Origin of the sequence: Paenibacillus curdlanolyticus YK9 (genome assembly GCF_000179615.1) — a bacterium.
Classification (GTDB): domain Bacteria; phylum Bacillota; class Bacilli; order Paenibacillales; family Paenibacillaceae; genus Paenibacillus_T; species Paenibacillus_T curdlanolyticus.
This window is the reverse complement of sequence record NZ_AEDD01000001.1, coordinates 500283-520430: the sequence shown is the minus strand read 5'-3', so window position 1 is coordinate 520430 and position 20148 is coordinate 500283. Positions and strand designations below refer to the sequence as shown.

Annotated in this window: 19 protein-coding genes and 1 other annotated feature; of the genes, 3 read left to right on the top strand and 16 right to left on the bottom strand. The window is 56.3% G+C overall.

All coding sequences use genetic code 11. From position 1 onward, the window contains the following. Window positions 1–165: 165 nt before the first annotated feature. Together tyrS and PAECUDRAFT_RS02390 are read right to left on the bottom strand one after the other, a co-directional pair. Complete coding sequence (gene tyrS, locus PAECUDRAFT_RS02395) at window positions 166–1452, bottom strand: tyrosine--tRNA ligase (RefSeq protein WP_006036498.1); 1287 nt, start codon at window positions 1450–1452, stop codon at window positions 166–168. A gap of 95 nt (window positions 1453–1547) precedes the next feature. Next, window positions 1548–1777 (bottom strand) — a binding site (T-box leader). A gap of 37 nt (window positions 1778–1814) precedes the next feature. Beyond that, a complete protein-coding gene (locus PAECUDRAFT_RS02390) occupies window positions 1815–3341 on the bottom strand; it encodes a DUF2515 domain-containing protein (RefSeq protein ID WP_006036497.1) in 1527 nt (508 codons plus the stop codon). 170 nt (window positions 3342–3511) lie between these two features. Between PAECUDRAFT_RS02390 and PAECUDRAFT_RS02385 the strand changes: the two genes are divergently transcribed. Both PAECUDRAFT_RS02385 and PAECUDRAFT_RS02380 read left to right on the top strand, forming a co-directional pair. Continuing rightward, the gene (locus PAECUDRAFT_RS02385; protein ID WP_006036496.1) at window positions 3512–4195 is read left to right on the top strand and encodes an SOS response-associated peptidase; all 684 of its coding nucleotides are present in this window, start codon (window positions 3512–3514) and stop codon (window positions 4193–4195) included. 192 nt (window positions 4196–4387) lie between these two features. Next, on the top strand, window positions 4388–4894 hold the full coding sequence (locus PAECUDRAFT_RS02380) for a GyrI-like domain-containing protein (protein ID WP_006036495.1): 507 nt from the start codon (window positions 4388–4390) through the stop codon (window positions 4892–4894). Window positions 4895–4977: 83 nt separating this feature from the next. On the opposite strand, the gene PAECUDRAFT_RS02375 is transcribed toward PAECUDRAFT_RS02380, so the two are convergent. The 5 genes from PAECUDRAFT_RS02375 to PAECUDRAFT_RS02355 all read right to left on the bottom strand — a co-directional run bounded on the left by PAECUDRAFT_RS02375 (window position 4978) and on the right by PAECUDRAFT_RS02355 (window position 10461). Beyond that, window positions 4978–5265 carry a stage VI sporulation protein F gene (locus PAECUDRAFT_RS02375; RefSeq protein ID WP_006036494.1) on the bottom strand — a complete coding sequence of 96 codons (288 nt, stop codon included), beginning with the start codon at window positions 5263–5265 and terminating at the stop codon, window positions 4978–4980. A 92-nt stretch (window positions 5266–5357) separates the two neighbouring features. Next, window positions 5358–7406 (bottom strand): ATP-dependent DNA helicase RecG, encoded by a 2049-nt coding sequence (gene recG / locus PAECUDRAFT_RS02370; RefSeq protein ID WP_006036493.1) that lies wholly within the window; start codon window positions 7404–7406, stop codon window positions 5358–5360. A 6-nt stretch (window positions 7407–7412) separates the two neighbouring features. Then, window positions 7413–8276, bottom strand: coding sequence for a DegV family protein (locus PAECUDRAFT_RS02365; RefSeq protein ID WP_006036492.1), 864 nt, complete (start codon window positions 8274–8276; stop codon window positions 7413–7415). A gap of 24 nt (window positions 8277–8300) precedes the next feature. Continuing rightward, window positions 8301–10070 carry a DAK2 domain-containing protein gene (locus tag PAECUDRAFT_RS02360; RefSeq protein ID WP_006036491.1) on the bottom strand — a complete coding sequence of 590 codons (1770 nt, stop codon included), beginning with the start codon at window positions 10068–10070 and terminating at the stop codon, window positions 8301–8303. A gap of 31 nt (window positions 10071–10101) precedes the next feature. Beyond that, window positions 10102–10461, bottom strand: coding sequence for an Asp23/Gls24 family envelope stress response protein (locus PAECUDRAFT_RS02355; protein WP_006036490.1), 360 nt, complete (start codon window positions 10459–10461; stop codon window positions 10102–10104). A gap of 560 nt (window positions 10462–11021) precedes the next feature. Between PAECUDRAFT_RS02355 and rpmB the strand changes: the two genes are divergently transcribed. Further along, complete coding sequence (rpmB, locus tag PAECUDRAFT_RS02350) at window positions 11022–11210, top strand: 50S ribosomal protein L28 (RefSeq protein WP_006036489.1); 189 nt, start codon at window positions 11022–11024, stop codon at window positions 11208–11210. 162 nt (window positions 11211–11372) lie between these two features. Here the strand turns inward: rpmB and spoVM are convergent, their stop codons facing one another. From spoVM to fmt, 9 genes are all read right to left on the bottom strand, one after another. Continuing rightward, entirely contained in the window at window positions 11373–11453 is an 81-nt protein-coding gene (gene spoVM / locus PAECUDRAFT_RS02345; protein ID WP_040711006.1) for a stage V sporulation protein SpoVM, read from the bottom strand. A 146-nt stretch (window positions 11454–11599) separates the two neighbouring features. Then, the gene (locus tag PAECUDRAFT_RS02340) at window positions 11600–11881 is read right to left on the bottom strand and encodes a hypothetical protein (protein ID WP_006036488.1); all 282 of its coding nucleotides are present in this window, start codon (window positions 11879–11881) and stop codon (window positions 11600–11602) included. Window positions 11882–11951: 70 nt separating this feature from the next. Beyond that, window positions 11952–12596 carry a ribulose-phosphate 3-epimerase gene (rpe, locus tag PAECUDRAFT_RS02335; RefSeq protein WP_006036487.1) on the bottom strand — a complete coding sequence of 215 codons (645 nt, stop codon included), beginning with the start codon at window positions 12594–12596 and terminating at the stop codon, window positions 11952–11954. A gap of 3 nt (window positions 12597–12599) precedes the next feature. Further along, the gene (gene rsgA / locus PAECUDRAFT_RS02330) at window positions 12600–13526 is read right to left on the bottom strand and encodes a ribosome small subunit-dependent GTPase A (protein ID WP_006036486.1); all 927 of its coding nucleotides are present in this window, start codon (window positions 13524–13526) and stop codon (window positions 12600–12602) included. Further along, a complete protein-coding gene (gene pknB / locus PAECUDRAFT_RS02325) occupies window positions 13513–15693 on the bottom strand; it encodes a Stk1 family PASTA domain-containing Ser/Thr kinase (RefSeq protein WP_407636287.1) in 2181 nt (726 codons plus the stop codon). Before pknB ends, rsgA begins: the two co-directional genes overlap by 14 nt. Further along, complete coding sequence (locus PAECUDRAFT_RS02320; protein WP_006036484.1) at window positions 15690–16445, bottom strand: Stp1/IreP family PP2C-type Ser/Thr phosphatase; 756 nt, start codon at window positions 16443–16445, stop codon at window positions 15690–15692. Before PAECUDRAFT_RS02320 ends, pknB begins: the two co-directional genes overlap by 4 nt. A 7-nt stretch (window positions 16446–16452) precedes the next feature. Beyond that, window positions 16453–17523 (bottom strand): 23S rRNA (adenine(2503)-C(2))-methyltransferase RlmN, encoded by a 1071-nt coding sequence (rlmN, locus tag PAECUDRAFT_RS02315; RefSeq protein WP_006036483.1) that lies wholly within the window; start codon window positions 17521–17523, stop codon window positions 16453–16455. Between the two features lie 99 nt (window positions 17524–17622). Then, on the bottom strand, window positions 17623–19188 hold the full coding sequence (rsmB, locus tag PAECUDRAFT_RS02310; RefSeq protein WP_006036482.1) for a 16S rRNA (cytosine(967)-C(5))-methyltransferase RsmB: 1566 nt from the start codon (window positions 19186–19188) through the stop codon (window positions 17623–17625). After that, window positions 19185–20141: a methionyl-tRNA formyltransferase gene (gene fmt / locus PAECUDRAFT_RS02305; RefSeq protein WP_006036481.1), complete on the bottom strand. Its 957-nt coding sequence runs from the start codon at window positions 20139–20141 to the stop codon at window positions 19185–19187. Before fmt ends, rsmB begins: the two co-directional genes overlap by 4 nt. Window positions 20142–20148: the final 7 nt, after the last annotated feature.

Sequence of the window (20148 nt, the reverse complement as noted above, 5' to 3'; positions counted from 1 at the left end):
GTGCGCTGCGGAGCAAGGTGAAATACATCAGAACTGCGAATGCTGATGCCGCTCTTTACAGCTATCGGAAACGCAGAAAAGGCTACGCAGTTCGAAATGCCTGCGCAGCCTTCCATTAGGTTCAACGTGAGCAACCGCTCCATTGTCCTGTCTCGTTATGCAGTTTTATTCAAAGCGCACGAGGTAGTAGTTCTTTTTGCCGCGGCGCAGCACGAGGTATTGATTGTGCAGGCGCTGCTCCTTCGTCAGAACGGCATCGACGGCTGTGTTCCGCTCGCCATTGATGTATACCGCGCCGCTCTCGATGTCTTGGCGCGCTTGACGCTTGGACGGCGCTGCTTTCGCTGCAATCAGCAGATCCATCAGCGCGATCTCTTCGTCAGCCAGTACAACGGTCGGCATGCCTTCCAGCGCTTCGACGAGCTCCGCCTCATTCAATTGCGTCACGTCGCCGGAGAAGAGCGCCTCCGTAATTTTCTCTGCGCTAGCCAGCGCGTCCGCGCCATGCACGAGCCGCGTTACTTCGCGCGCCAGCTCACGCTGTGCCGCACGCTTCTCTGGATGCGCTTGAAGCTCGGCTTCCAGCTCCGCGATGCGCTCGCGGCTTAAGAACGTGAAGTATTTCAGGAACTTGATTACATCGCTATCGTCGGTGTTGATCCAGAACTGGTAGAACGTGTACACCGATGTTTTGCTGGAGTCCAGCCAAATCGCGCCAGATTCGGATTTGCCGAATTTCTTGCCGTCGCTCTTGGTCACGAGCGGCATGGTCAGGCCGAACGATTCGCCGCCGCCCAATTTGCCGATCAGGTCAAGACCCGCCGTGATGTTGCCCCATTGGTCGCTGCCGCCGATTTGCAGCGCACAGTCATGCTGCTCGCGCAGCACGCTGAAATCGTAAGCTTGCATGATCATGTAGCTGAACTCCGTAAACGAAATCCCGTTCGCCAAGCGCGAGTCTACGGAATCTTTGGCCAGCATGTAGTTGACAGTGAAGTACTTGCCCACATCGCGCAGGAACGAAATAATGTTCATCGATGCCAGCCAGTCGTAGTTGCTGACGAGCTTCGCCGGGTTAGCCTGCGTATCGAAATCGAGGAAGCGCGACAGCTGGCGCTGCAGGCTCGCCGTCCAGCTCGCAACGGTTTCGTCCGTGTTAAGCGAGCGCTCCGACGTACGTCCGCTCGGATCGCCGATCAAGCCCGTGCCGCCGCCAACGAGAGCGATCGGATTATGGCCGGCTTTTTGGAAACGCATCAAGCATAAAATCGGGAGCAGGCTGCCGATATGCAGGCTGTCCGCCGTCGGGTCGAAGCCGCAGTACAACGTGATCGGCTCCTTTTGCAGCTTCTCATGAAGCCCTTCGCGATGCGTCACTTGGTGAACCAAGCCGCGGTATTCCAGATCCTCCAACAGGTCGAAGGTTTGGTTCGTAGCAGTAGGCTGCGTCATAAAAACATCTCTCCTTGTAGGTAAGTTGCAAGCAATGGATACGAAACGCAATGCGGAAGGGCATAAAATCAAAAAAGACCCGCCTCTGTCGATTAGACAGGGACGAGTCATCGCGGTACCACCCTAATTGAACATGCCGCATTCGCATATTCCACTTCATGTCGGATAACGGTCGACAGCCGTCTTCCCCTTCCGCCAATGCGCGGGTTCGGGCGAAAACGCTCCAGGACGTAATTCGCATCTGCATGTGTACCGGCTTGCACCAACCGCCGACTCTCTGAAACACCAAGTGACAGATCCTACTGATTCCCTTCGTTGCTTCTTGTGTATAAATACTTTTATAACATTGTTGCAGCGAGGTGTCAATCCGCCGTTGATGTGGGCATAGCGGATACAGCGTCCAACCCTTCCGGCCCATCCACGCGATGGGAGGCTTCCGCAGCAAGCTCCAGCTTGTCGAGCAGAAAGCCGTATTCATTCGTCAGCTCGAACGTTCCCGGCAGCGGCAGCCGCTCAAAATAAAGCAAGACATCCGCCGCTCGCACGAACCAATCCCCCGGCTCTGGCGGAGCAACAGGCCGCTCCGGCCACGCCGCCGCAAGCGTCGGGCTATAGGGGCGCTCCGCTCCGGGTTTCAGCTTGCCGCCTTGCAGTCGGGCATTATAAGGCCGCTCCGGAAGCCCATGCCGGATTCGGCTGAACAGCTGGGGCGCGAAATCCGCGCGCGAGCCGGTATGCCGCACCTCCCGCACGAATGCCCGTACGCCCTCATGAACCGTCGGTACGCCAAACAAGATAGCGTACAGCCGCTTGCCGAACTCAATGCGTTCGCGTATGCTCGCGAACCGCTCAATGATGAGCCCCGCGAGCCGCATGTCGCTTGGCGTTTCTCCGCTATCGCCATCACCATTGCTAATGCTATAAGGGATGACGACGGCATTAAGCTGCAGGAACGACTGCATGCCGAAAAACAGCGTATCGATGACTCGCTTGCGGTAATGAGGATGGCGCACGACGCGGTCCTCGATAAAGTGCTGCTCGTTCACGATAAGCGCAACCGTCAGCAGCGCGCTTTCCCGGCTTGCCCAGAACCGCTCCCATGCAGGCGCCATGAAGCGGGATACGCCAAATGCCGGCAGCAAATGAAACAACGGACGGCCGTGCTTCATGCTGTGCTCGTAGAGCAGCAGCTGCGGATACGCATCGCCAAAAATAAGCGAATTCGCCCGCTCAAGAAACGCAAATACATCCTCGCGCTTCGACGTTCCAAGCAGCCGCGGAACCCATTCGGCTTGCAAATCCGTCATGTTCCATCCGCCGTTGCGCGACACGAGATGCGCGAGCAGCGCCCAGTGCAGCTCGGGCCGGCGCACATAGACGGCATAATAAGCGGCCGTCCGCGTCACGTTGTTGCGATTCATCCACGCGGTCTCCTCGCGGATGCGCCCGATGAGCGCCTGCTCCGCGGCGCTCCAGCACCCGCCGGCCACGCCGGCGCTGTCGCTGCCGAGCCCGGGGAGTGCCTCTCCCCCGGGCTTGGCAGCCTGCGGGGCACCGAGCGGCGATGCAGCCGCTTCGGTGTCCCACGCGCCCGCCGGGAGCGGCTGATTCGCCGCGCTCCCGGTCGGGCCAGGCTGCTGCGGCGGCGTGCGCTCCAGCTTGCGCCACGCCGCAGCCAGCGCCGCTGTCGCCGCCGGGTCAAGCACCGGCGGCGAAGCGGCAGCAGCCATCGCATGCGAAGCCGCGATGGCGTGCCATTTGCCCACCGCGTAAGCTGCCGCATACGCGGTGGCCTCAGCGGGGAGCCGCAGCAGGCGCAGCGCGCCGGCCCCTGCGGCGGCGCACGCTCGCCAAGCAGCAGCCGCAGCTGGGCTCAGCCGATTCAGCATTCGAGTCATCTCCTTTCCTTGGACGTAATCTTCCGCCCACACAATCCTTTATATGCTATTCATTATCCGCATCAGACGCGCGCGCTAAACCGTGCGAAGCAAGCCTCCGGCATGTATAATAAAAAACAATCATAAAAACAATGCATGCGAAAGAGGAAGGAGGCTGCCCGATGTGCGGTCGCTACACGCTTACCATCTCGCTTGAGGAGATGATGCTCCGATTCATGATCGAGCAAACCTCCGTGCCTTACCACCAGCCGCGGTATAATATTGCGCCGACGCAGCTCGTCATGGCTGTCGTGAACGACGGCACTTCCAACCGTTTAGGCGAGCTCAAATGGGGACTTGTTCCGCCATGGGCCGACGATCCGAAGATCGGCTCCAAAATGCTGAATGCCCGCGCCGAAACCGCGCCTGACAAGCCCGCGTTCCGTGAAGCGATCCGCCGCAAGCGCTGCCTCATTCCAGCTGACAGCTTCTATGAATGGCAGGTGCGGCCTGATGGCACCAAGCAGCCCATGCGCATCCGCTTGCGAAACGGCGAGCCTTTTGCAATGGCTGGCTTGTATGAGACCTGGATCTCGCCGGACGGCTCCAAGCTCAGCACCTGCACCGTACTGACGACTTCCCCGAACGAGCTGATGGCGCCGATTCATAATCGGATGCCCGTGCTGCTTCATCCGAGGGACGAGCAGCTTTGGCTCGATCGTTCGATCCGCGATCCGCAGCGGCTCCAGCCGCTATTCGCGCCATTCGACGCTTCGCTGATGGATGCCTATCCGGTATCGCCGGCGGTGGGCAGCGTCCGCAACGACTCGCCTGCTCTGATCGAACCGCTGGAGGCGGCGCGTTAGCCGCCTTCGCCGCTCTCCCACCATTCCTCTAGCGCTCTGCTTAAATCCAAATTATTTTTCGCCAGCAGAGCAGGAATTCCACCATATGGAACGAATTACCTTGATATACAAATTGCGAACATATGATCCTGTCGTCAGCGAGAACAGCAATTTTCTACATTGCCCATTTCGAAAGGATGCGTGAATTTCACGATGATTGTCAGCACTCATATTTCCTCGCAGTTCCCATTCGTAGCAGCAGGCCGAATCATTTTGTTTTCCCCTAGAAACGACGAGCAAGCTTCCATCAACCCGATCGCCAAGCTTTGGGATGATTTCGCCCCTCGACTAACCGAGCTGCTTCGCCCGTCGGACAAGCCTATCGCCCGTTATGGCATTTGCTTCAGCTCCCCCGACGCTCGCCCAGGCGACCCATTCGATTATATGGCTGCCGTTAATTCAACCGCTCTTGCCCAGCTGCCTGAAGATCTGGAAACGAGGCCTATGCCTGGCGGACAATATGCCGTTGTCACCTATCAAGGCCCAATCGATGGGATCCACTCGATTTTTGACTATTTCCATGGCACCTGGCTGCCTTCATCGAACTACCGTTACGCGTGCAGCCGTCCGGAGTTCGAGCTGTATGATGAGCGGTACACGGATCGTGCAGACGAGAAATCGATATTTGAAATCTGGTTCCCCATCGAGCTTCCAGCTTAAATTTTTCAACAAAGAAAGGCAGCCCCTTCAGCGGGACCGCCTTTCTTTGTCGCTTGCAGCCGCTGCTTCGGCCAATCCGCCAACTACCGGAATGTCGCCCACAGCTTCAACAAGTGAAACGTATTGTTTGGATCAATTTTTTGACCGATGATGAATGCAATAATCTGTTCCTCTTGCGTCTCTGTCAGCTTCTCTGATAAAGCTGCCGCTGCAGACTTTACCAGCTTGCGCACTTTCATGCGATCCTGCAAATCATACTTCGTTACCGTGCTTAACATCTGCTTCATCCGGTCCTTGACGACCGGATTTTTCATTTTGTACTTTACCCGCTCCACAAGATCTGGCCGGATTCCGTATTTTTGATAGCTCATCGAAGGCACCTCCATCTGGCAGTGCTGCGTCCGCCCGCCGAGACTGGCAATCGCTTATACATATGCCGAGTGCCCATGAAAGTTACCTTCTTTTAATCAATCTGCTCCCCTTGGAATAACGGATCCTTGAGCAGCCGCTGGCGGAGATCGGCATAGGCGGAGGCGGTCCAAAAATCAGGCTCGCTCGTCAGCTCCGCCGCATCCTCTCTAGCTTCCTCCAGCGTCTCGAAATCCGCAACCATGTCCGCAAGCTTAAATTCCGGCACCCCGCTCTGCTTCGTACCGAAGAAGTCGCCCGGTCCCCGCAGCTCCAGATCCTTGCGCGCCACCTCGAAGCCGTCATCCGTCTCGGTCATGACCTTCATTCGCTCTCTTCCGGTCTCCGACTTCGGATCAGCAACGAGTATGCAGTGGGACTGATGCTCGCCGCGCCCGACCCTGCCGCGAAGCTGATGCAGTTGCGACAAACCGAACCGTTCCGCGTCAATGATGACGATAAGCGTCGCATTGGGCACGTCAACGCCGACTTCAACGACGGTCGTCGCGACGAGCACCTGCGTCTCGTTCGCCCCGAACGCCCGCATCGCCTCATCCTTCTCCGCTGTTGTCATGCGGCCGTGCAGCAAGCCGACCTTCAGCTTTGGAAGCGACATCGCGATCGTGGCGTGCATATCGATCGCATTCTGCACATCCAGCTTTTCGGATTCCTCAATGAGCGGACAGATCACATACGCCTGACGGCCTTGATCGGCTTCGCGTTGAATAAACTCGAACACCCGATCCATCGCCGAAGGCTTCGTCCAGTGCGTCTTGATTGGCTTGCGGCCCTTCGGCCGCTCGCGCAGCGTCGATACGTCCATATCCCCAAATGCCGTAATGGCAAGCGTACGCGGAATCGGCGTTGCCGTCATCGTCAGCACATCCGGGCTAAGCCCCTTCCGGCGCAGCACGCTCCGCTGATTGACCCCGAAGCGATGCTGCTCATCCGTGACCACCAGACCAAGCGAGCGGAAGATCACATCGTCCTGAATTAAGGCATGCGTACCGATTGCAATGTCGATCATCCCCATCTGGAGGCCAGCAAGAATATCGCGCCTTTTGCGAGCCGTGACGCTGCCCGTCAGCAGGCCGACCTCGACCCCGGTGCCGTCAAACAATCGCTGAAGCGACCGAAGATGCTGCTCGGCCAATATCTCCGTCGGCACCATCAATGCGCCTTGATGGCCCGCTTTCGCTGCGGCATACAGCGCAATCGCGGCAACGACCGTTTTGCCCGAGCCGACATCCCCCTGCAGCAGCCGGTTCATCCCATGCTTCTGGCGCATATCCTGCGTAATTTCATTTACGACCTTTTTTTGGGAATCCGTCAGCTCGAATGGCAGCCGAGCCGCAAAATCGCGAATAACGGCGCTATCGATCGGAAACGCCATCCCGTCCGAACGCGTCCGTAATAATGAGCGATAGGCTTGCAGCTTAAGCTGGAACCAGAACAGCTCCTCATAGACGAGCCTTCGCCGCGCACCCTGCCCCTCTGCCGCCCCTTCCGGATGATGGATCCGCATAACCGCTTCTTGCCGGGGAATTAGCCGATGCTTACTAATCAACTGAGGCGGCAAGCTGTCTTCGATGAGGTCGCCGAATTGAATTAGCGCCTGACCAATCGCCTTGCGCATAAACGGCTGCGTCAGGCTGCCGCCTACCGAATAAACAGGCTGGAGCGAGCCCGAGCGGGACTTCCCTCGATCCGGAAACTCTGACTCCGATACTGTCAGCTGATGCCGATTAGCATCCCATTTGCCCGTCAGCGTTATTTCCCGGCCCAGCACAAGCTGATCCTGCAGAAACGCGCGATTAAACCAAACAGCCGTTACAAGGAAATGATCGATTTCCACCTTGCAGGACATCCGCGCTTTCCCCCGGCCAAAACGCGCTACCGCAGGCAAGCTCCGAATATGGCCCTGAACGGTCACCTTCTCCCCGTCCTTCACTTCCGTCAAATCCCGCAGTCGATAATCCTCATAACGAAACGGAAAATAGTCCAGCAAGTCAGCAACCGTATGGACGCCAAAGGCGTGAAGCTCGCCTTCCTTCTGCGCGCTCACGCCCTTCACTTGCCGGACCGGTATTTGATCCAGCTTCATTGTCACTCACACCCTATGCATAAAAAGGCCTACAGTGCCTGGACCGGCATGCGTACCGATGACCGGCCCTAACTCGTAGTACGTAATATGATCGACGTTAAAAGTCGCCTTCAGCAGCGCGCATAGCTCATCCGCAACGCCAGTATGCTGCGCATAAGCAACCGTTACGGCGACAGGCTCCTGCGTGCCGAAATCATTGCCAAACAGCTCAACGATCCGATTCATCGCTTTCTTCTGCCCGCGGACTTTATCAACCGAAGTAACGACGCCGTCTTCATCCAGCGTCAGGATCGGCTTGATGTTCAGGATGGATCCGATCAGTGCCGATGCTTTCCCGATTCTGCCGCCCTTTTGCAAATATTCAAGCGTATCGACAAGGAAATACAGGTGCGTCGCCTTGCGCATACGCGTAATCTCTTCCACGATCTCGTCCATCGTACAGCCGATTCGTGCCATCTCCGCCGCTTTCAGCACAAGTATGCCGCAGCCGCTGGACGCGGATTTGGAATCAAATACGGTAATGTTGGCTGCCCCTTCTCCCTCTACCATCGAAGAGCCGATCACAGCCGATTGATACGTACCGCTTAATGCAGCCGCCAAATGAATGGACAAAATCTGAGTGTCAGGCTGTTCGGCCAAAATACGCTCATATGTCGATGCGAACGTAACAGAGGCTGGCTGCGATGTGGTCGGCGGCTTGCTCGAAGCCTCCAGCTTCTGATAAAAATCGTCCGGCGTAATCGTCACCGAATCCAAGTAGGACTCCTCGCCGAAGAGCACCTCTAACGGCACCATCTCAATCCCCAGCTGCTCTCTTATTTCGGCCGGAAGATCGGCCGTACTGTCTGTGACAATTCGAATCATAGGCATACGCTCCTCCCCCTTCCTACACGGTTATTCAATAGCAAACAAATACGGATACAACGGCTGTCCGCCAGCAAGCACTTCAACCTCGACATCGGCATGCGCAGCCGTCGCCCACGCAACGAGCTCCTGCGTTACATTCTCGTCCGCATCTTCGCCCGTGAGCACCGTAATTAGATCGCCGCCGTCTTCCAGCATACGATCCAGCAGCGTGCGGCACGTTTCCAGCAAGTCAGCGGTAGATACAACGATCGCTTTCTCGCGAATGCCGATATAATCGCCCTCGCGGATGCTCACATCGTCGATGTTCGTGTCGCGAACCGCTTGCGTCACTTGCCCGGTGCGAACAGAATCCGCAGCGCGCTTCATCCAATCGGCGTTCCGCTCTACCGATTCCTCTTCTTTAAACGCCAGCGCAGCAGCAAGGCCTTGCGGCACCGTACGGGTCGGGATCACTTTGACGCTGCGACCCGAGAGCTCGGCAGCTTGCTCCGCAGCCAAAATAATATTGCCGTTGTTCGGCAACAAATAGATATGCTCAGCCGGCAGCACTTCAATCGCTTTCAGGAAGTCCTCGGTGCTAGGGTTCATCGTTTGTCCGCCCGACAGTACAATATCGACATTGTTGTCCAGCAAAATATCGGCGATGCCTTCGCCCATCGCTACGGCGATGATGCCATACGGCGCAAGCTCATGCACGTGATCGGGCGGAACCGACTGGGGCGCAACGCCGCCTGTCAGCACCTCAGCAGCTGCCATTGCTTCTGCCGCCTGATGGGCTTGCGAGGCAGAATGCTCTTCGCCCTCAAGCAAGTCGCGATGCTGCTCCCGCATATTCAGAATATGAATATCAATCAGTTCTCCGTAAGGGAGAGCAAGATTAAGCACGTCTCCAGGCTTGCGCGAGTGGACATGGACCTTAATCACATCATCGCTTTCGATAACGAGAATCGAATCTCCGTCCTTCGCGAGCGCTTCCTTGAATCGGCGCTCGTCGAACGCAGGCACCGTACGGCCCGCCAGCTTGCGGTCGATGAAAAATTCCATGTCGTACAGGAATTCAATATCGCCGGTTGCCAGCTTGGACTGGGCTGAGGTTGGAGCTGGACGCGCTGCCAAAACGGCTGGCTGGGCGCTCATGCCGACATCCTCCGGCCATGCTGCTTCAGTGATGATCGGCTCATCCGCTGGCGCTTCCGACGACAATACTTTGGCGAAGCCTTCGTATATAAAGACGAGACCTTGGCCGCCTGAGTCAACGACGCCAACCTGCTTCAACACAGGAAGCTGGTCTGGCGTACGCTGAAGCGCCTCATTTGCCTTGTCATGCACTTCGCGCATAAGCTCGTCCGCTGTAGCGGTCCGGCGAGCGATCTGGACGGCATGCTTAGCCGCTTCGCGCGCAACCGTCAGAATCGTTCCCTCCACTGGCTTAACGACGGCCTTGTAAGCCATATCGACGCCATTTTGGAGTGCTGCAGCCAATTGAACCGGACCTGCCTCGTCCAACGCTGCCAACGATTTAGAAAACCCGCGGAACAGCTGCGACAAAATAACGCCAGAGTTGCCCCGAGCGCCCATAAGCAGCCCTTTGGAGAGCGCCTCGGCTGCTTTGCCAAGGCTTGGCGAAGGCTTGCTCTGAAGCTCTTTCATGCCTGACGTCATCGTCAGGTTCATGTTCGTCCCCGTATCGCCGTCTGGCACCGGGAAAACATTCAACGCGTTTACGTACTCCGCATTGCGCTGTAGGCTCTCCGCACCGGCAGCAGCCATGCGGGAAAAATCAGTTCCGTTAATCATGCGTTTGCTCAAAAAAGATTCCCCTTCCTAACTACTTGAGTACCCGCACGCCTTGGACGTAGATATTAACGAGGTCCACCTCTAATCCAATTACATCGTTAAGCACATATTGGACTTTCGTTTGAATGTTATGCGCGACTTCGGATATTTTGGTTCCATAGCTTACGATAATATGAAGGTCTATGTGGAGGCTATCGTTGTCTCGGCGCACTTCCACGCCGCGAGACAGATTGTCTCGGCCTAGCAGCTCTGCAATGCCATCCTTCAGCTGCTTGCGGGACGCCATACCGACCAATCCGTAGCATTCCAATGCCGCAGAGCCTGCGATGACGGCTATGCATTCGTCTGTAATGAGTACTTTTCCGAGCTCGGTGCTGAGCTGCAGTGGCATGGAGATCCGCTCCTTTTCCGTATGTATCTCTATTGTGGACTTTTCAACATTGTACTATAATCCTTGACGTTATAGAAGCGCGCCAAACAGGGCTAGCCCTCGTGAGGTCACTATGAAAACGCATCCATAAGTGACGGGATTATGCGGCAATGCTTTGAGCGCCATCTCCCAGACGTTCCTGTCAGCCGAATACCGTGGATTCGAGTAACATTATCGCCATTTTACAATGTTTTTCGACAATTATCTATAGCATTACGAAGATAGTGGACGCAAATTGCATCCTACTAGTGATTTTCTTCCCAAAACAAGCTGAAACGGAGCTATTTGCGATCTCTTCTTCCCAGCTCCCTTTTCAAAATGAGCTGGGACTAGACAAAGAAAAGGCAGTTGTGATACGATACTCAAGTATGTTTATATGCGCTTCTTGTGACGAGAAGCCGAGTTACCATGAAGACGTATGACTAGCTACTTCAGCGGAAGCTTTCCATGCTGTTACGCTCCGCCTAATGAGCGGATGCTTGCGAAGCCAGATGCTCCGCATCGATTAAGGAGGTGTATCCATGTCTCGCAAATGTGCAATTACGGGCAAAGCGCCTGGTACAGGCAACCACGTATCTCACGCGAACAACAAGAACCGTCGTTCTTGGGGCGTTAACGTTCAAAAAGTGCGTATCCTCGTCGACGGCAAACCGAAACGCGTATGGGTTAGCGCCCGCGCGCTGAAATCCGGCAAAGTAACCCGCGTATAATAGGCCCGACCCTACGGTCGCAGCCAGCAGAAGACCGTGTCTTATGACACGGTCTTTTTTGTATGGCTCGCCTATACATATAAAACGACTGTACTCTGCATATGCAAAATACAGTCGGTATAGGCTTGCTTCCACGATCGAACTATCGTCAGCTCGGCCGCATCAGCTTTTTTGGAACGTATTCAAGATGGCCTTGACGAAACCGCCTAGAAATTTAGGCAGCTTGATCGTGTAAAATTTCATGCCCCATCCCTCCTCAAACGCGCTCATCGGATGATCGTCGCCTTCATAACGCACAAATGGTTACAAGAACCTCGGATCTTCGCGGAACCATCGTTCATGTAACCATCCTATGCGTAATCAAGTCGTCCTATTCCAGCGCGCCCAGCCTAACTCGCTGCGGGGGGAGGATCGTAGGTCGCAATCGTCACAATGATCGTGAGCAGCAAATACCAGACGATAGCGAGCACAATAAACCACACCCGCGGAGCCACCTTGTCGATCTTGCCGAACGAGCGGATCACGATAACGAGCGCCAGCAAAGAAAACACGAAACGAATCGGCCCATTCACCGTCGCGAACAACATTAAGCAAATACCGCAAAGCCAACTAAAGAAAGCAACGAATAACCCTGTACGCGGCTTGCGATCCAGATCTTCAAACTTCTCCACGAAGCGCCTCCTGTCTTCAAACGAAAAGCCAGCCATAAGGCCGGCTCACGATTAAAGGATGAAATTCGATCTAACGAAGCGAAGCTACAGCAGCTGCACGATCCGCCGCTCCATATACATAGCTGCCAGCGACAAGCACATTCGCTCCAGCGTCGCGCACAAGCTTTGCCGTCTCGGCATTCATGCCGCCGTCTACCTGTACGTTCATGTGCTCCAGGCCGCGTTCCTGCAGCATCGTGCGCAGCTGACGAATTCTGCCGACCGACTGCGGAATAAACGACTGCCCCCCGAAGCCCGGATTAACGGTCATAATGAGAACCAGATCAAGATCATCCAGCACAGGTTCAACCGCCGACAGCGGCGTGCCTGGATTGATGGCCACGCCTGCAGGCAAGCCATGCTCTTTGATCAGATGAACGACACGATGCAAATGAACGCACGCCTCCGCGTGCACCGTAATGCGATCTGCTCCCGCTTTGACGAAGGCCGGGATGTACAGCTCCGGCTTCTCAATCATCAGATGAACGTCAAAGGGCAGCTTGGTATAAGGGCGAACCGACTCTACCACGATCGGACCGAACGTCAGGTTTGGCACGAAATGGCCGTCCATGACATCGATGTGAATCCAATCTCCGCCGGCCTTCTCAGCCGATTGGACATCCTCCCCTAGCTTCGAGAAATTAGCCGATAAAATCGACGGTGCAATAATGGTCATGCGTTAGTACCTCCGTTTTTTCTCTTTCATTTCTTCCATGAACGCCAAGTAATGAGCGTGGCGTCCCGCGTCAACCTCTCCTGCCTCCAACGCATCAAGCACCGCGCAGCCAGGCTCATGATCATGCGTGCAGCCGCGGAATTTGCAGGATGGAGACAGCTCCCGCATTTCGCGGAAACAGTAGCTCAAATCTTCGATGCCAAGCTCCTCGAAGTCCAGCTGGCTAAATCCAGGCGTGTCCGCAACGAAGCCGCCAATCCCTGTCTCAATTAGCTCAACATGCCGCGTCGTATGCTTCCCGCGCCCGAGGCGATTGCTAATGGCATTGGTTTCTAACGTAAGACCCGGAACGAGCGCATTGAGAAGTGACGATTTGCCGACGCCTGATTGCCCCGCGAAGACAGACAGCCGATGATTCAGCCGCTGCTGAAGCGGATCACAGCCTTCCGACAGGCGAGAGCTTGTCTCGAAGACTTCGTAACCGAGCGGCTCATATACCGCTCGAACGCGGCGCAGCGCTTCGCGGGCGCTTTCGCCTTCCTTGCCTTCGGCAGATGCCAGATCGCTTTTGCTCAAGCAAATGACCGTGTCCAATCCTGCATGCTCAATATGGACGAGGAACTTGTCCAACAACTGGAAATTCAACTCCGGCTCCGTTACCGAGAAGACGAGCACCGCGAGCTCAATGTTAGCAACTGGCGGGCGAATCAACTCCGACGAGCGAGGCAATATTTGTTCAACCGTTCCTTCGCCATTATCCGTAAGGGAGTAGACGACGCGATCGCCGACGAGCGGCGATTCGCCCCGTTTCTTGAATATCCCACGTGCGCGGCACTGAATCGGTTGCTCTTGCCTGATTTCCGGTTGAACGTAGTAAAAACCAGCCAGCGCTTTGACGATCGTACCGTTTAATTCATTATTGTTGGGCATCTGGCTGATTGTCCTCACTTCCGGTATCTGGAGCAGTATTCGTGTTAGGATCAGTTCCAGTGGTTTTCGGATCTGTCGGTTGAACCTCGCCTTGTGTAGGCTGGTCAACGACCGGCGGCGGCTCTTCCTTGCCAGGCACCGTTTGCTCCGATGGCTCGTTACCCGAATCATACGTTACCGGGAACGAATCAACCAGCTGTCCGTCACGGAACACCATGATCGTTGCATCCTTATTCGGAGCTACGATGACATTGATCGAGAATCGTTGCGTATCTTTAATTTTCCGTTTGCCCCACTCGATGTTTTCCCCGGTCGCGTCGGAATAGACAATCCGGATTTCGCTCGAATGGCCCGCCTGAGCAGGCGATATGACGATAGGCTGCTTCCGCTGTACCGCATCCGACGGCAAGCCGGAGCTGACCGTGATCGACACCTCAGCGCCCTTGCCCACTTGCTCGCCTTTCTCGTAAGGAAACTGCCCCAGCACCGTACCTTCCGGCTCGTAGCTTGGCTCACGGACGATATTATCCTCCGACAGCTTCAGCCCTTGCTGGCTTAGCAGCACTTTCGCTTCCGCTTCCTTCTTGCCGATCAGATCCGGCATCTCTACCGTCTCTTTCCCCTTGCTTACCGTGAATCGGATGGTAACGGTTTTGGGATCAAAGGACTCGCCAGAAGCAGGCGTCTGCGACAAAATCGTGCCCGGATCCTCATCGCTAAACTGCGGTTCGTTGCTTATGCGCGCCTTGGCTACGCCCAGCGCCTCAAGCTCCTCCATAGCTGCCGTTAGCTGCCTGCCTGTGTAATCCTCCATACCCGCTAATTCTGCGCCCTTGCTCACGTATATCCGGATAGAAGCGCCCTTCTTCACCTTCATATTGGCCTTCGATTGCTCATAGACGAATCCATTCTCAACCTTATCGCTGAATTCGCGAACGATCGGCTGCTCGATCAGCAGGCCCGCTTCCTCAATCGTGCGAACTGCCTCTGCTTCCTCCATATTCACCACATAAGGAACGGAGACTTCCGGAACGTCCAAGCTGTTCGAAACGGCTTTGACCGCGAAATAGAGGCCTGCTATGACGACCAGCGTCACAATGATCATCGGCATCGGGCGTTTCCACCACGGCTTAGGGCGCTTAGGCTTCTCGTCCTCCCACTCAATCGTCTGCGTGTTTGAAGCTGCCTGCTGAGCTGACGCACGCTCGCGAGAAGCAGGGCGCTCCTCGGCAGCCGTGCGAGCCTCCGGCGCCGCTGCTGGCCGTATAGCCGGCATGACACGCGTCTCGTCCAAGTCATCCGACTCGCTGAAGAACGTCGCCTTCGGCTCATGCAGCCGCTGCGCTTGAAGGGATGTCTCCAAATCCTTCAGCATCGCGCTTGCTGAGGCATAACGCTCGTTCGGGTTTTTGCGCATTGCCCGCAAAATGACGTTTTCAACGCTCTGCGGAATAAGCGGGTTAATCGCGCGAGGCTCGACGAACGATTCCTGCAAATGCTTTAAAGCTACGCTGATCGGGCTTTCGCCCTGAAAAGGAAGCTTGCCCGTTAACATTTGATACATCACGATGCCGAGCGAATACAGGTCCGACTTCTCGCCCGTGCTTGTCCCTTTGGCATGCTCCGGCGAGAAATAGTGCACAGACCCTACCACGGAGCCGGTTTGCGTAATGGTTGAAGCTGTGACAGCGCGCGCAATGCCGAAATCGGTCACTTTCACCCTGCCGTTGTTGCCAATAAGAATATTATGCGGCTTAATATCGCGATGAATAATTTGGTTCTGATGAGCATTCACTAACGCATCGCAAATCTGTGCAGCGATATGTATAGCTTCGTCCGGCTGAAGCGGCGCGCGCTCTTGAATAATTTCGTTCAAGTTGCTGCCTTCGACGTATTCCATGACGATGTAGTGCACTTCATCCTCTTGGCCTACATCGTAAATGCTGACTACGTTCGGATGAGAGAGAGAAGCCGCCGATTGCGCCTCCCGGCGGAACCGTCGAATAAACTCCTCATCGTGAACGAATTGCTGGCGCAGCACCTTGACCGCAACCTTCCGGTTCAGCAGCAGGTCATGCGCTTTATAAACAAGCGCCATGCCGCCGCCGCCGATCCGGGTAATAATTTCGTAGCGTCCTCCAAGTTCATGTCCGATCAAATTCGTCACCCCTCTCGATTCTTACTGGCAGCTCCTTGCAGCAAAATGACGGTAATATTATCATCGCCGCCTGCTTGCAGTGCCAGTTGAATGAGACGATCCGCCTTGCCATCAAGATCGAGCGTCTCCGATTGCAGCGTTGCGAGCATCTGCTCGTGACTAACCATATCCGTAAGCCCGTCGCTGCAAAGCATTAACAGATCTGACGACGACAAGCTGGTAATGGAAACGTCCGCCTCAACCTCGGGATCGGTGCCCACAGCCCGCATGATTACGTTGCGTCGGGGGTGATGCGCTGCTTCTTCAGCCGTAATCTGGCCTGACTTCAGAAGTTCGTTCACAAGCGTATGATCGTCTGTAAGCTGAATGAGTCCGTCCGCATCCAATCGATAAATCCGACTGTCGCCGACATGGCCAATAACAGCCCGTTCGCCCTCGATTACTGCGACGACGACCGTTGTTCCCATATTGCTGTAGCGTTCATTGCCCGAGGCTGTATCAAATACGATCTCGTTGGCTGACTTGATCGCCGAACGCAGCAGCGCTTCACAATCCTCGTTAGACATGCCGGGCGCAACCGCGCCGAGCGACGCGCTAAGCGCATCGACGGTCAGCTTGCTTGCCACCTCGCCTGCGAGATGTCCGCCCATGCCGTCAGCAACTACTGCAGCAACGATTCCTCCCTGCAGCTCCCCAACCCAGTGACTGTCCTCATTCTCCTGTCGGACGCGTCCGATATCCGTCCGGTTAGCCGTATTCAAATCCGGATCACCTCGCCGTGGATTCCATATGCTTCGCACGCAGCTGACCGCATGCTGCGGCTATATCATGGCCTTGCTCCCTGCGGATCGTTGCATTGATTTTGTGCTTCTCCAAAATACGCTGGAATTCAAAAATGTCGTCGCGCGGCGTACGCACGTAATTCCGCTCCGGCACGTGGTTAACCGGAATGAGATTGACGTGGCAAAGCATGCCTTGCAGCACCTGCGCGAGCTCCTCCGCATGCTCGGGACGGTCATTGACGCCGCCGATCAGCGCATATTCGAACGTAATGCGGCGTCCCGTCTTCGCGATGTAGTAACGAAGCGACTCCATCACGTCATTGAACGGGAATCGACGGTTAACCGGCATCAGCTTCGAACGCAGCGCATCGTTCGGCGCGTGAATCGAAATCGCCAAGTTAATTTGCGTATTCTCATCCGCAAATTTATAAATATTCGGCACGATGCCGCTTGTTGACACCGTAATGTGCCGTTGGCCAATATTGAGCCCTTTTTCGTGAATCATGATCCGAAGGAAATTCATCGTCGGCTCATAATTTTCGAAAGGCTCACCCGTTCCCATAATCACGATGCTTGAGACGCGCTCATTCGTCGCATCCAGCAGCTGCTGCGCCCAAACGACTTGCGCGACGATCTCGCCAGCCGTCAGATTGCGTTTCAGCCCGCCAAGGGTCGATGCGCAAAACGTACAGCCAACCCGACAGCCGACCTGCGTCGTTACGCATATGCTGTTGCCGTAGTTGTGGCGCATAACGACCGTTTCAATCGCATGGTTGTCATGCAGCCCGAATAAAAACTTGACCGTGCCGTCCTTCGATTCGAATTTCGTAATTTCGGAAAGCGTCACGAACGCGAATTGGTCATCCAGCTTTTGCCGGAAAGCCTTCGGAAGGTTCGACATCTCGTCAAAGCTGCGCACCCGCTTCACATAAAGCCAATCAAACAATTGGCCAGCGCGAAACGCCGGTTCGCCGTTGTCTTTGACCCATGCCTGAAGCTCTTCCAGCGTATAGTCATAAATGAAAGGTTTCGTCTGTTCTTGTATCTGTTCGCCCATCTGTTTATCACACCTAAACCTTAAAATAATACGGACACGAGTCATCGTATCCGTTGTCGCTTATTTTACCACAAACGCCCATGCCAGACTACAAGCGGCCTATACCGTGCGTTTGCGGAGCGTAGCAATATAGAAGCCGTCGCTGCCAAAATGGTTCGGAAGCAGCTGCAGCGCCCCGGTAAACTCGCCTTGCACCGCGCCAGCCGACCGCAGAGATTCCAGCAGCTCGGCTGGCCATTCAGCATCGAGCGTATATTCCGGGTGGTCCTTGAGGAACTGGCTGATTTGACGATCGTTCTCGTCGCGATCAATCGTACAGGTACTGTACACAAGCCTTCCATCTGGCTTAACAAGCCCCGCAACGCCGTTGATCAGCTTCTTCTGAATCGCAGCGATCTCTCGGATATCGCCTTCTGACTTCGTCCACTTGATCTCCGGCTTGCGCGCAATAACGCCTAAGCCCGAGCACGGGGCATCGAGCAGCACGAGGTCGAACGACTCCGAGGAATACCGCTCGCCGAGCTCCGCTGCATCGCCAGTTACCGCCTCCACGCACGTAAGGCCAAGCCGCTCCGCTTGCTGCTCGATGAGCGCCTGCTTATGCGGGTGCACGTCGTTGGCGATGACACGTCCCTCATTGCCCATCAGCTCTGCAAGATGGGTCGTCTTGCCGCCAGGCGCCGCGCAGCAATCCAGTACGGTCATGCCGGCAGCAGGCCTTGCGGCTTGCGCAACAAGCATTGAGCTCTCGTCTTGGATCGTCCAGCGGCCGTCGCGAAACCCAATCGTATCGGCAAGGCTGCCGCCGCGCTGCGCGACGACGCCAGCAGGCGATACGGCAGACTTCGCTGCCTCGATGCCGGATTCGGCGAGTATCGCGATCGCTTCCTCTCGCGTCGCGCGCAAGCGATTGACGCGAATGCTGGCATGCGGCGGCGCATTGCCCGCCGCACAGATTTGTTCCGCCGCCGCTTCGCCATAGGCGGCGATCCACCGCGCGACGAGCCACTCGGGATACGAGTGGCGAAGCGCGATGCGAAGCGCCGGACGCGCAGCCGATTCGGCTGCGGCCTCGGGCGCGAGCTCGTCACGGCGGCGCAGCAGATTGCGGAGCATGCCGTTGACCATGCCGGAGATGCCGGAATGGCCGCGTCGCTTGGCGATCGCAACCGCCTCGTTTACTGCCGCATGCGCGGGAATGCGATCCAGGAATAAGAGCTGATACGCGCTTAACCGCAGCAGCTGCAGCACCCAAGGCTCAAGCTTTCCGAGCCCTTTGGCAGCAAGCGCCGACAGCGCATGGTCCAGCGATAGACGGCGCTGGAGCGTTCCATACACCAGTTCCGTAGCCAACCCGGCGTCGGCACGGGACAATTCCGCATGCTGCAAGGCACTGTTCAGGACAAGGTTGCTAAACGCTTCCTCCCGTTCGATCTTAACAAGCGCCTCTAATGCAACCTCGCGCGCGGTAGCCGGTCGTTGAACACGAGGCGCGGCAGCAGACTGTGCGCCTCCGGCTTTTTTCGCGCCAGCCGATTGCGCCGTATGCCCCGCTCGCTTCTTCGTCCCAGCCGGGCTAGCGTTCTGCTGCCGCGGCTGCTCACCCTGCCGCTTCGCCTTATTGCGAAGCGCGCTCCCGTTGTTGCCCTCCGTCGGCCCGCTCATTGCAAACCTCCGCCGAATTGCGCTCCGGGCTCAAGCCTAGCGCCCTTCAACCAGTCCGAAGCAGGCATAGCCCGTTTGCCCGAAGGCTGAATGTCCAGTAGAAGAAGTGCGCCTTCTCCTGTCTGTACCGTAATTCCTTCGGCTGACGCCGACAGCACCGTCCCCGGAGTCGCGGCAGCTGGCGCCCCGCTTCCCTTCGCTGCGACGGGCTGGCATCGCCAAATTTTGAACGGCTCGCCATTCCATTGCGTGAACGCTCCTGCCATAGGCGACAGCCCGCGCACTTGGTCATACAGCTGACGCGCTGAACGCGTCCAATCTATACGTTCGTCATCCCGCGTCAGATTCGGGGCGTAGGACGCATCCTCATGCTGCTGCGGAACGGCTTGCACGGTGCCCGCCTCGATGGAAGGAAGCGTCTGCATGAGCAGGTCAGCACCCGCTGCGCTTAGCTTTTCGAACAGCGTGCCCGATGTATCCGCCTCATCGATCGGCACTTCTATGCGGCTGATCATGTCTCCCGTATCCAGCCCTTCGGCCATGTACATAATGGTTACGCCCGTGACGGACTCCCCATTAATGATGGATCGCTGAATAGGCGCTCCGCCTCGATATTTCGGCAGGAGCGAGCCATGGACGTTAATACAGCCGAGCGGCGGTACATCAAGTACCGCCTTCGGCAAAATTTGGCCATAAGCGGCCGTTATAATGAGTTCCGGCGCTAGCGAAGCGACCAGCGCGATCGCTTCCTCGCTTCGCATCCTCTCCGGCTGGTAGACCGGAATTCCGTGCGCCAGCGCTGCCTCTTTCACAGGGGGCGGCGCCAGCTCGCGCTTCCGACCCTTCGGCCGGTCAGGCTGCGTAATAACAGCGACGACTTCATGGCCGCTGGCCAATACGCGTTCTAAGGAAGGGACCGCAAACGATGGGGTCCCCATAAATACGATTTTCATGCCTAGC